The 12,027-nt window shown below is 30.1% G+C and carries 15 protein-coding genes; 13 read left to right on the forward strand and 2 right to left on the reverse strand.

The window, feature by feature from the left end; translation table 11 throughout:
* Nucleotides 1-4 precede the first annotated feature (4 nt).
* Entirely contained in the window at nt 5-385 is a 381-nt protein-coding gene (locus tag ABDZ69_RS06810; RefSeq protein ID WP_343768050.1) for a YmaF family protein, read from the reverse strand.
* 53 nt (nt 386-438) lie between these two features.
* Between ABDZ69_RS06810 and ABDZ69_RS06815 the strand changes: the two genes are divergently transcribed.
* The 4 genes from ABDZ69_RS06815 (at nt 439) to ABDZ69_RS06830 (ending at nt 3,306) form a co-directional block, all read left to right on the forward strand.
* Nucleotides 439-576, forward strand: a complete 138-nt coding sequence (locus ABDZ69_RS06815) for a hypothetical protein (protein ID WP_343768053.1) — start codon at nt 439-441, stop codon at nt 574-576.
* A gap of 97 nt (nt 577-673) precedes the next feature.
* Nucleotides 674-1,375, forward strand: coding sequence for an RNA polymerase sporulation sigma factor SigK (gene sigK, locus ABDZ69_RS06820; RefSeq protein WP_343768055.1), 702 nt, complete (start codon nt 674-676; stop codon nt 1,373-1,375).
* A gap of 96 nt (nt 1,376-1,471) precedes the next feature.
* Nucleotides 1,472-2,248 carry a shikimate dehydrogenase family protein gene (locus ABDZ69_RS06825; protein ID WP_343768056.1) on the forward strand — a complete coding sequence of 259 codons (777 nt, stop codon included), beginning with the start codon at nt 1,472-1,474 and terminating at the stop codon, nt 2,246-2,248.
* Between the two features lie 2 nt (nt 2,249-2,250).
* Entirely contained in the window at nt 2,251-3,306 is a 1,056-nt protein-coding gene (locus ABDZ69_RS06830; protein WP_343768059.1) for a type IV pilus twitching motility protein PilT, read from the forward strand.
* Nucleotides 3,307-3,354: 48 nt separating this feature from the next.
* Here the strand turns inward: ABDZ69_RS06830 and ABDZ69_RS06835 are convergent, their stop codons facing one another.
* On the reverse strand, nt 3,355-3,495 hold the full coding sequence (locus tag ABDZ69_RS06835) for a hypothetical protein (RefSeq protein WP_343768060.1): 141 nt from the start codon (nt 3,493-3,495) through the stop codon (nt 3,355-3,357).
* A 400-nt stretch (nt 3,496-3,895) separates the two neighbouring features.
* On the opposite strand from ABDZ69_RS06835, the gene ABDZ69_RS06840 reads away from it, so the two are divergent.
* The 9 genes from ABDZ69_RS06840 (at nt 3,896) to ABDZ69_RS06880 (ending at nt 12,024) form a co-directional block, all read left to right on the forward strand.
* A complete protein-coding gene (locus tag ABDZ69_RS06840) occupies nt 3,896-5,203 on the forward strand; it encodes a glycosyltransferase family 2 protein (protein WP_343768062.1) in 1,308 nt (435 codons plus the stop codon).
* Nucleotides 5,204-5,373: 170 nt separating this feature from the next.
* Nucleotides 5,374-6,645: a cell division protein FtsA gene (ftsA, locus tag ABDZ69_RS06845; protein WP_343768064.1), complete on the forward strand. Its 1,272-nt coding sequence runs from the start codon at nt 5,374-5,376 to the stop codon at nt 6,643-6,645.
* Between the two features lie 21 nt (nt 6,646-6,666).
* Nucleotides 6,667-7,779, forward strand: coding sequence for a cell division protein FtsZ (gene ftsZ, locus ABDZ69_RS06850; RefSeq protein ID WP_343768067.1), 1,113 nt, complete (start codon nt 6,667-6,669; stop codon nt 7,777-7,779).
* A gap of 158 nt (nt 7,780-7,937) precedes the next feature.
* A complete protein-coding gene (gene spoIIGA, locus ABDZ69_RS06855; RefSeq protein WP_343768070.1) occupies nt 7,938-8,738 on the forward strand; it encodes a sigma-E processing peptidase SpoIIGA in 801 nt (266 codons plus the stop codon).
* Nucleotides 8,739-8,750: 12 nt separating this feature from the next.
* Entirely contained in the window at nt 8,751-9,458 is a 708-nt protein-coding gene (gene sigE, locus ABDZ69_RS06860; protein ID WP_343768073.1) for an RNA polymerase sporulation sigma factor SigE, read from the forward strand.
* 74 nt (nt 9,459-9,532) lie between these two features.
* A complete protein-coding gene (gene sigG, locus ABDZ69_RS06865) occupies nt 9,533-10,306 on the forward strand; it encodes an RNA polymerase sporulation sigma factor SigG (RefSeq protein ID WP_343768075.1) in 774 nt (257 codons plus the stop codon).
* Between the two features lie 105 nt (nt 10,307-10,411).
* Entirely contained in the window at nt 10,412-10,672 is a 261-nt protein-coding gene (locus ABDZ69_RS06870; protein WP_343768076.1) for a YlmC/YmxH family sporulation protein, read from the forward strand.
* A 60-nt stretch (nt 10,673-10,732) separates the two neighbouring features.
* On the forward strand, nt 10,733-11,188 hold the full coding sequence (gene nrdR, locus ABDZ69_RS06875) for a transcriptional regulator NrdR (RefSeq protein ID WP_343768078.1): 456 nt from the start codon (nt 10,733-10,735) through the stop codon (nt 11,186-11,188).
* Between the two features lie 137 nt (nt 11,189-11,325).
* Entirely contained in the window at nt 11,326-12,024 is a 699-nt protein-coding gene (locus ABDZ69_RS06880; RefSeq protein WP_343768080.1) for a response regulator transcription factor, read from the forward strand.
* The last annotated feature ends 3 nt before the right edge of the window (nt 12,025-12,027 follow it).

Raw genomic sequence — 12,027 nt, forward strand, 5'->3', positions numbered from 1 at the left:
TATATTAATCACCAATAGGATCGTTAATTAGTGTAGCGAATATAAATTCATGCACATGAAGAGGATCACCATCTGCAGTAGTTGTGTTAGGAGCATTTGGGCCAGGAGCAAAGTGTACGTGTCTACCTCCCCCAACAGGTACTGCGATTCCTGTTGTAGTTCCTAATTCATGATGATGGTCTTCGTAAAAATCTGTGTTTCCGAGAAGTTGGTGAACGTGGCTGTTTCCCATAGGAATAACTTCACTAGTAATTCCAGCAAAACGATGGTTGTGCGGGTCTGAATTTCTTAGAGCAATTCTAGTGCTACCTTCATATTCGTGTACGTGGGTTTGAGTATCAGCTGCATCATTGTCATTATTATGGCATTTTTTTTGTTCTGACATAGTAAATTCCTCCCCAGTTAAATTTACAAGACTAGCTTGCTATAGTATATAATATGAATAGTCGATTAAAAGGTTACTGTGTAATAAAAGATATGGCTAAAATAAAATTATGTCAAATAGTTGGAAAATATGAAGTAATTATTAAAGTTAAAAGGGAATTCATAGATAAGTATGAAATTTACAGTGAATAAAAACTCTTTCAATCTAAGATAAAATTTGTAACAAAACAGGAACTATTTTCAAAAACTGTGAATATTATAATAATAAGCACTATTTGGGGGAACAAAAGTGTTATTTATTAATAATCTACTCAATTTATTAAGTGATAGTATTTTACTAACGGCCTATGTAACAGGAAGGAATTCTTTTCCTCAACCTTTGGATGAAAAAGAAGAAGAATTTTATTTGAATAAGCTAAAAGAAGAAGGAGACATTAAAGCTAAAAATATTTTAATAGAAAGAAACTTGAGATTAGTAGCCCATATAGTAAAAAAATACTCTTATCCTGGTAAAGATATGGATGACTTGATATCTATTGGAACTGTAGGTTTAATCAAAGCCATTGATTCTTTTAATACTAATAAAGGAACCAAACTTGCTACTTATGCTGCTAAATGTATTGAAAATGAAATATTGATGTTAATTAGAAATAATAAAAAGACAAAAGGAGAGGTATATCTTCAAGACTCTATAGGAGTGGACAAAGAGGGGAATGAAATATCTTTAATGGACGTGCTAAGTTACGAAGAAGATTCAATATTAGAAATGGTAGAGCATAAAATACAGGTTAAAAAGCTCTATAATAAAATATGTAATTCCTTATTAGAAAGAGAAAGAGCTGTTATAGAAATGAGATATGGCCTTGTGGATGGAAATCCAAAGACTCAAAGAGAAATAGCAGTGATACTTGGCATATCAAGATCCTACGTTTCTAGGATTGAAAAAAGAGCGTTAAAGAAGCTTTATAAAGAGTTAAATAATAAAATCTAAGGGCGATATTATACTAGCATTTTTGAGAATTTTATTATACAATTAAAATGGAAAGCTTATGTAATATATGAATGATATACAAATTAGGAGAAAATAATGAAATATACTGGGTTATTAGGAAAAAATATTGGGTATTCTAAGTCCCCGAAAATACACAATAACTATTATGAAGAAAATAATATACCGTTTTTTTATGAATTATTTGATATAGAAGAAAAGGAAATATTAAATTTTATAAATAATGTTAAAAATAATAATATTATAGGGTTTAATGTTACTATACCTTATAAAAAGGTAATAATGAAATACTTAGAAGATGTGGTTTATCCTGCAGATAAAATTGGGGCAGTTAATACAGTAGTTTTAACTGAATCTGGGTTAATAGGGTATAATACAGATTATTATGGATTTATAGAGAGCTTGAGATTAAACGATGTAAATTTGCAGGGTAAAAAAGCTCTCATAGTTGGCAATGGTGGGACTGCTATGTGTGTTAATGAAGCCCTTTGGGAAATGGAGATTAATACTATTCATATGATAAGCAGAAATCCTGTCAAGGCCAAGGAAGAATTTAATTCTATTAATAATTTTTTTGGTTTAGAAGAGGAAGTGGATTTTAGTCAATATAATATTATAATTAATTGTACTCCTTTAGGAGGAGAAAATTATAAAGGTGTTTCTCCTATAAAGTTGGAGAATGTAAATAAAGATTTAATACTATATGATTTAAATTACTCTCCTTTAAAGACAAAGTTCTTGTTAGAAGGTGAAGCTTTAGGGGCAAGAATTTTAAACGGAGAACTTATGCTAAAACTCCAAGCGTACAAAGCTATAGAAATTTGGAAACAACATTGTTTAGAGAGGAGAGAATAAACGTGATGTCTTTAAATGAATTATTAGAAATTACAATAAAAGAAAAAGCGTCGGATTTACACTTAACAGTTGGAGTATCACCGGTTATTAGAGTAAATGGAGTATTAAGAACTATTGGAGAAGAAAAGCTAACTCAAGTCCATGCTGAGGGTTATGTAAGAGAGATTTTAGGTGATTTATATGAGGAATACTGTGAGAAGGGAGAAATAGATACATCCTTTTCTTTGTCAGGTCTTGGAAGATTTAGAGTAAATGTTTTTAAGCAAAGAGGAAGTGATGCCGCTGCATTAAGAGTAGTTGGCGTAAAAATTCCTACATTATCTGAATTAAATCTACCACCAGTTGTAAGTGAATTAACTAGCAAACAAAGGGGACTAGTTTTGGTTACTGGGCCTACAGGAAGTGGTAAAAGTACCACTTTAGCTGCTATGATTAATGAAATTAATAGTACTAGAGCAGCTCATATAGTTACACTAGAAGATCCATTAGAATATTTACATAAGCATAATAAATCTATTATAAATCAAAGAGAAATAGGGAAAGATACTAAGAGCTATGCTAGTGCTTTAAAAGCTGTTCTAAGAGAAGACCCAGATGTTATATTAGTAGGAGAAATGAGAGATTTAGAAACTATTTCTATAGCCTTAACAGCAGCAGAAACAGGGCATTTAGTTCTATCTACATTGCATACTATTGGAGCAGCAAAGACCATAGACAGAATTATAGATGTGTTTCCTCCATATCAACAGCAACAAATAAAAATACAACTTTCAGCGGTGTTGCAGGGGGTTGTTTCACAACAGCTAATTCCTAGAGCTGATGGCAATGGTAGAATAGCCGCTTTAGAAACTATGGTTTCAACTCATGGAATACAAAATTTAATAAGAGAAGGAAAGACTCATCAGATAGAGTCTGCTATACAAACGGGAAGTAAATATGGAATGAAAACAATGGATATGGCTCTAGCTGAGATTGCTAGAAAAGGGCTTATAAAACAGGAAGAGGCTATTGCATATTCTATTGATAAGGAAATGATACTTAAATTAATTAATTTATAATTAATAATAAAAGAGATGGTTTACCATCTCTTTTATTATTTCAGCTACCTAAAACACACTGTAATCGTACATTTTTAAACAAATTTGATTATATAGCTTGTTTAGCTTTTTAATATATAAGTATGTCTTTAATCCCTTTAAATTTTTGTTATTCAACAATTTAATGCTTTTACTACTATTTTTAATCATAATTACTCCTCCTAATTTCTGAATTTAAAGAAATATGAAGGATTTACCAAAATGATTCGTCTTTTTTGTGTAGCTTTCTTAAATCGATAAAGTATATGAATTTAAAGTAATTCATAAGGTTAGCCCCCTTTGATGGCGCTTTTTGCTTAAGGATTCTTTGATATTATGATATCATATATAATGAATAAATTCAAAGTTGCCATTATTGAATAATTAACCTTTAATCATATCTATTTTTTATTTATTTAAATGAGTACTAATTTATTGAATGTTTCTAAGATATCCTTTCATTTAGTATTCATATCAATATTTAATTAATTAATTGTAAACAATTAATATAATTCTATAGTAATTAAGATTTATTTGTGCTAAAATATCTGTGAATTAGGGGGGACATTAAATGGACATTATAAACAGTTTTATTCTCGAAGTATCAAAAACAGTAACCATTGCAGTATATATAATTTCTATGTATTACTTAGTTATATCTTTTTTTGGAATATGGAGAAAAAAAGATAAAGAAGCACTTCCGCCTAAAAAGAGTTTTGCGTTGGTGGTAGCTGCACATAACGAAGAAGTAGTAATAGGGAATATTGTTCAAAGTCTACATAATTTGGATTACCCAGAGGAGCTCTATGATATATATGTTATAGCAGATAATTGTACTGATAAGACAGCTTGGAAAGGCAGAGAAAATGGTGCAATTGTGCTGGAAAGACATAACGTTCACAAAAAGGGCAAGGGGTATGCATTAGAATGGATGTTTGATAAATTATTTAAAATGGAAAAAAAATACGACGCCATAGCTATATTTGATGCGGACAACTTGGTGCATAAAAACTTTTTAAAAGAAATAAATAACAAAATGTGTAAAGGGTATAAAGTAGTGCAAGGATACTTAGATAGTAAGAATCCTGTAGATACCTGGATAACCGGTAGTTACTCCATAGCATTTTGGACATCAAATAGAATGTTTCAACTTTCAAGAAGCAATTTAGGACTATCAAATCAACTAGGAGGCACTGGGTTTTGTATAGATATAGAAATATTGAAGAAATTAGGATGGGGTGCTACCTGTCTTACAGAAGATTTAGAGTTTACTTGTAAGTTAGTGTTAAATGGCCATAGAGTAGGGTGGGCACATGATGCCATAATATATGACGAAAAACCTTTAACATTAAAACAGTCTTGGGCACAAAGAAGAAGATGGATGCAAGGTTTTGCAGATGTAGCTCATAGATATTTTTTAAAGCTTTTAAAGAGAGCTATATTAAAATTTGATTTAAGGGCATTAGATTGTGCTCTATATACCGTTCAACCAATAGTGATAATATTATTTGGATTTTCCACTATATTTTCTGCGTTGAATTATTTAAATAAGTTTTTTGTCTTAAACTATTTAGATAAGGCTGCTAATGTGGTGTTAAATTTCGGTAGTTATATAAATATGTATTCTATGAACTTTAAACTGGTAGCATTATCAGGAATACTTTTAACTATTATGCAGTTTATATATACACCGTTTATATTATTCTTAGATAAAAAACTAAGTCCTAAAATATTTTTATACTATATAATTTATCCTATATATGCAATAACTTGGTTGCCTATATCTATTCAAGGAATATTAAGAAAAAATGATAAGGTATGGAGTCATACGCCACATACTAGAGACGTACACATTAATGAATTAGAAAAGGCTAATTAAAGAAAGATTTCAAAATCTTTCTTTTTTCGTTATCAACCGACAAAAAAATCTTTTTAAAAACTTTAATAGAGTTGAAAAATAGGTTAAAATATTTTTAATTTATAGAGGAAAAAACTACTTTTTGTTGAATATATAATTTATCGGTACTCTTTAAGGAGGTTGTAGAAAATATGAATGAATATGTAGTAGGAATCGATATAGGATCTTCAAAAGTTTGTGCAGCAGCAGGTAAGTTGGATAAGAATGGAAACATTCAAATTATTGGTATTACATCTACTCCTTGTAATGGTTTAAAGAGAGGAATAGTAGTTGATATAGATAGCACAGCTGAAGGAATTAAAAATACTATAGAACAACTTGAAAGAATGATTGATTCTAAGATTACAGAAGTTTATGTTTCTATTCCAGGAGAAATCTGCGATATTTCCTCTAACAGAGGAGTTGTGGCTGTTTCAGCAGGGGATAGAGAAATCACACAAAATGATGTGGATAGAGTTTTAAAAGCAGCTAAAATTATTTCAGTTCCATCCGATAAAGAGATTATAGGTGTTGTACCTGAGCAATTTATAGTTGATGGTTATGATAACATTACAGACCCATTAGGTATGTGTGGAATTAGGCTAGAAGTTGATGCACAGATAATTATGTGTCAATCTACTATAATAAGTAATTTATTTAAAAGTATTAATAAAGCTGGCCTAGAAGGAAAAGGGTTAGTATTTCAACCAATGGCAGTAGCCTTAGCAGTTTTGAGAGCTGAAGAGATGAAAATGGGTACTCTCTTATTAGACATTGGGGCTGAAACCACTAGTGTTGTATTATTTAGAGATAATAAATTAATCTTTAATGATGCTATAGCCTTAGGAGGAAACACCATAACAAAGGATATATCTCTTTGTTTAAAGCTTCCTCAATCAGAGTCAGAAAAAATAAAAATTAAATATGGAGATTTATTAAAAGCCCAAGATGATAAAGACTTCAAAATAAAAATTAATGCTAATTTCGACAATGTGGTAGAAGTTAAAAATAGTTTACTAAATGAAATAATTGCTGCAAGAATCGAAGAAATAATTTACATAATAAAAAAGAAGTTAGAGTCATTGAATTACTTAGATGAAGTTTCAGGTATAGTTGTAGTAGGAGGAGGTATAGCATTAACAAAAGGAAGCATTGATATGTGCAAAGAAATACTAGGAAAACCAGTAAGAATTGGAGTTTCAGAATATATTGGTGCAGAAAACACCATGCACTCATCTGCAGTAGGTGTTGTAAAAGATATTATTAGTTCAGGTAAAATTGTGTTTAAAGAAGAAAAAGTAACAAAAGAACGTAAAAGAAATGATGCAAAATCAATCTGGGATGATGAAAAAGATGATTATGAAGAAGATAGAGGAGATGGCTTTTTTTCTAAAATAAAAGGATTTTTCACAGACTTTTTTTAATATAAATAAGGAGGTATTATTGTGCTAGATTTTGATGTAGATGTAAAACAATTTGCGCAAATAAAAGTAATTGGATGTGGTGGTGGAGGAAACAACGCTGTAAATAGAATGATCAAAGAAGGATTAAAGAATGTAGAATTTATAGCGGTTAATACAGATAAGCAAGCATTAATGTTATCCCATGCTTCTCAAAAAATTCAAATTGGAGATAAATTAACTAAGGGACTAGGAGCAGGTGCTAATCCAGAAATTGGACATAAAGCCGCTGAAGAAAGTAAAGAAGAAATTTCTCAAGCTATAAAAGGAGCAGACATGGTTTTTATAACCGCTGGAATGGGTGGAGGTACTGGAACAGGAGCAGCTCCTGTAATCGCCAGCATCGCAAAATCCATGGGTATACTTACCGTTGGGGTTGTAACTAAACCTTTCCCATTTGAAGGAAGAAAGAGAATGCTTCATGCCGAAATGGGAGTAAAAAATTTAAGAGACAGTGTAGATACTTTAGTAACTATTCCTAATGAAAGACTACTTAATATAGTTGACAAAAAAACTACTTTAGTGGACTCTTTTAGATTCGCAGATGATGTATTAAAACAAGGGGTACAAGGTATATCAGACTTAATAACTATACCTGGTTTAGTTAATCTTGACTTTGCTGATGTAAGAACTATTATGATTGATAAAGGACTAGCACACATGGGTGTTGGACAAGCCTCTGGAGATAACAGAGCGCAAGAAGCTGCTAAACAAGCCATATCTAGTCCGCTTTTAGAAACATCTATAGTCGGTGCCACAGGAGTATTGTTAAACATTACTGGTGGTTCTGATTTAGGATTATTAGAAATAAACGAAGCTGCTGAAATAGTACAACAAGCTGCGGATCCAGATGCAAATATTATATTTGGAGCCGTAATTGATGAAACTTTAAAAGATGAAATAAGAATTACTGTAATAGCTACAGGATTTGAACAGGAAAAAGGAGCAGTAAAGGATAAAAATTCCCATGTAGTGAATGCAAAAATTAATACAGCGAAGGCTGGTTTAGAAGCAGCTGCTACTGTGGAAGCAAATTTAGACAATTATAACGAAGATGATATAGAAATACCTACATTTCTACGTAGACAAAGAAGATAATTAAGTAATTTTATAAAAAATCTGACCAAATAATAAAATGGTCAGATTTTTTTATTTATATTGGCAGAATATAAATAAAAAAAATAGGAATAATAAATAAATTATGACAAAATTTTGAAATGGTAAGTTATATAATAATCTATAAGAGGTGAGGGGCTATGGTTATTTTTTTAGATGTATTAATATTAGAAAATTTTATAGTAAACACCTTTTTAATTATTTTAACAGCGGATACATTAAAAATTAAGATTAAAAAATTAAACACAGTTATAAGTGCAATGGTAGGAGCTCTGTACGTAATTACAATGCTGTTTGAAAGTTTGTATTTACTTAACAGTTTACCAATAAAAATTATTATAGCATTTATAATGATATTAATTTCCTTTCAAAAGAAGGACATACTGTTTAACATCAAAGGTACTGCTATTTTTATTTTATATTCTATGTTATTGGCTGGGCTATGTGTATTTACAGAGTTTAATAAAAATGGAGGAGCTTTAGATAGGGGAATAATTTTGAATTTCTCTTACAAAAAACTAATGATAGCTATAATGATAATATACATAGTATTGAGTAGATTAATAATATTTGTAAAAGATAGAAAAGCCTTAAATAACTATATTTATGGAGTAGAAATAGTATTAGATGGTTCTGTAAAAAAAATAAAAGCTTTTTTAGATACGGGAAATGAGTTGGTAGAGCCTGTAACAAATTTACCGGTAATTATTGTAGAAGAAGATTTATTTAGTAAAGAAGACATTAAAAATTACAAATATTATTATATACCTTATAGCGTGATAAATGGTCAATATGGAAGAATGGCAGCAATTAAACCTGAGAAAATAATGGTTTATAAAGATGATGTAGGGGAAGAAAAAGAAGCATTAATAGCCTTTTGTAATAATAAATTAAGTCAGGTTGGAGATTACCAAGGTTTATTATCTAGGGGAATATTATAGGGAGGTTAGAACATGATAAACATAAAATTACTTCTAAACAATATAATAAGTAAGCTTAAGATATTTGCAAGAAAGGTATATTATATTGGGGGGAATGACGCTCTCCCACCACCTCTTACAAAGGAAGAGGAAGAAAATTTAGTTCAAAGATTAACCTTTGGAGATGAAAGTGTAAGATCTATATTGATAGAAAGAAATTTAAGATTAGTAGTTTATATTGCTAGAAAATTTGAAAATACGGGAGTAAATGTGGAAGACTTAGTGTCTGTAGGCACTATTGGTTTAATAAAGGCAGTAAATACCTTTGATCCAGAAAAGAAAATAAAGCTTGCTACATATGCATCTAGATGTATAGAAAATGAGATTTTAATGTATTTAAGACGCAACAGTAAAGTAAAAGCTGAAATATCATTTTATGAGCCCTTGAATGTGGATTGGGATGGAAATGAACTATTGCTATCTGATATTCTAGGAACTGAAAATGATGTAGTGTATAATTTAATAGAAGACGAAGTAGACAAACAATTACTTTTCATAGCCATGGGAAAACTTACAAACAGAGAAAAAGAAATTGTGAATTTAAGATTTGGTTTAGGAGGGAAAATAGAAAAAACTCAAAAAGAAGTAGCGGATATGCTTGGAATATCACAATCTTACATTTCTAGACTAGAAAAAAGAATAATTAAAAGACTTAAAAAAGAAATAAATAAAATGTTATAAAAAACATATTTGTATAAAAATCAGCTTCTGAGGAAATAATTAAAATGCAACAATATAGAAGGGGCTGATTACATATGATGATAAACAAAGTTGAAATTTGTGGAGTAAATACATCAAAACTACCTGTCTTAAAGGAAAAGGAAATGGTAAAATTATTAAAACAAATGCAAGCAGGAGATGATGAAGCCAGGGAGACATTCATTAGGAGTAACTTAAGATTAGTGTTAAGTGTAATCCAAAGGTTTAATAACAGAGGTGAAAATGTTGATGATTTATTCCAGGTAGGCTGCATAGGTCTCATAAAAGCCATTGATAACTTTGATTTAAGTCAGAATGTAAAGTTTTCAACTTATGCAGTGCCTATGATTATAGGTGAAATAAGAAGATATTTAAGGGATAATAATTCAATAAGAGTTAGCAGGTCCCTTAGAGATATTGCCTATAAAGCTCTACAAGTAAGAGATAGGTTAATTGCTGAGAATAATAAAGAACCAACGGTGTCAGAAATTGCCAAGGAGCTAAACATACCAAGAGAAGAAGTAGTATTTGCTTTAGATGCAATACAAGATCCAGTATCTTTATTTGAACCCATTTATAATGATGGCGGCGATGCCATTTATGTAATGGATCAAATTAGCGATAGCAAAAATGTAGATGATAGCTGGCTTGAAAATATATCCATCAAAGAAGCTATGAAAAAATTAAACGATAGAGAAAAACTAATACTGACATTAAGATTTTTTGATGGTAGAACACAAATGGAGGTCGCAGACGAAATAGGAATATCACAAGCTCAAGTATCTAGGTTAGAAAAAACAGCTTTAAAACATATGAAAAAATACGTTTAAAATAGGATTAATAAAAAAGAATTTTACTAAGTAAAGTTCTTTTTTTATTATATTATAAAGATGTGAATCATAATATGTAATAGAGAATAAAAGGGGGAAGAAAAAATGGAATTAACTTATCATTCTATTAACAACTTAAGAACTATGGAAATAATAGATATTAATTCTGGTACTAAATTAGGATATATGAGGGATTTTAAAATAGATATAGAAAATAGCAAAGTAGTTTCAATAATAATTCCATCCCAAAAGATATCCTGGTTTGGAAAGAATACGGACATAGAAATTCCCTGGGATAAAATAAGGAAAATAGGGGTAGATGTAATATTAGTAGAGGGTGAAGAATATTTTATTGGCAAACCATAGTAGAGTTATATTATAATAGGGTTATAATACATTACTTTAGAAAAAGGCGGGAGAAGATATATGAAATGTCCATTTTGTGGGTATAATGAAAGTAAAGTTGTAGATTCAAGGGCAACAGAGGAAAATGAATCAATAAGGAGAAGAAGAGAATGTTTAAAATGCAGTAAAAGATACACCACTTATGAACAGGTAGAAAATATACCCGTATTGGTTATTAAAAAGAACATGAGCAGGGAATATTTTGACAGAAGTAAAATCATAAATGGAGTTATTAAAGCTTGTGAAAAAAGGCCAGTGTCTAGAAGCCAAATTGAAAACATAGCTGATGAAGTAGAAAAACATATAAACAATCAAATGATAACAGAGGTTAAATCTGAATACATAGGTGAAATTATTATGGATAACTTAAAAAAAATAGATGAGGTAGCCTATGTTAGATTTGCATCTGTATACAGACAATTTACAGATGTTAATACTTTTATAGATGAGATTAAAAGATTAATTTCAAATAAGTAGTTTGTTAAATGGTTTTATGGTAGACATAAAACCATTTTTAATGTTAAAACTATATTAAGGCATGTTAAATGTATGGAGTCAAAATTAAATTTGCTTAAAATAATGCTATAATATAGGTAAAATGTTGGAGGGTTATTATGACTGATGAAAAAATTTTAATTGTTGATGATGAGGAAAATATTAGGGAGCTTTTGAAATTTAACTTAGAGAACTTAGGCTACAATGTAATATGTTCAGATAATGGTAAGGATGCTTTTGAAATTGTTAAAAATGAAAGGCCTAATTTAGTTCTTTTAGATGTTATGTTGCCAGGTATGGATGGATATGATGTTTGCAAGGGAATAAGAATGAATAATGCCATATCTACCACCCCGATTATAATGATAACGGCTAAAGGTGAGGAATTAGATAAAGTACTTGGATTAGAATTAGGGGCTGATGATTATATTACTAAGCCTTTTTCAGTTAGAGAATTAGTTGCTAGGGTGAAAGCTCTTTTGAGAAGAACGGGAGTTTCTACCATAGAGAATAATGATTTTATCTTTGGAAACATAAAAATTGATTTTGAAAAACATGAAGTTTCAAAGGAAGGAGAAAAGATAGATTTAACTTTAAAAGAATATGAACTACTTGAAACTTTTATTAAGAATAAAGGGAGAGTTTTAACAAGAGATTTTTTACTAGACAAAATATGGGGATACGAGTACATTGGGGAAACTAGAACTGTCGATGTGCACATTAGGCATTTAAGGCAGAAGATAGAAGAAGATGACAAAAGTCCTAAACATATTGAAACCATAAGGGGAGTAGGATATAGATTTAATTATTCGGAATAGACA

Origin of the sequence: Clostridium malenominatum (assembly GCF_039521365.1) — a bacterium.
GTDB lineage: Bacteria > Bacillota > Clostridia > Clostridiales > Clostridiaceae > Clostridium_AW > Clostridium_AW malenominatum.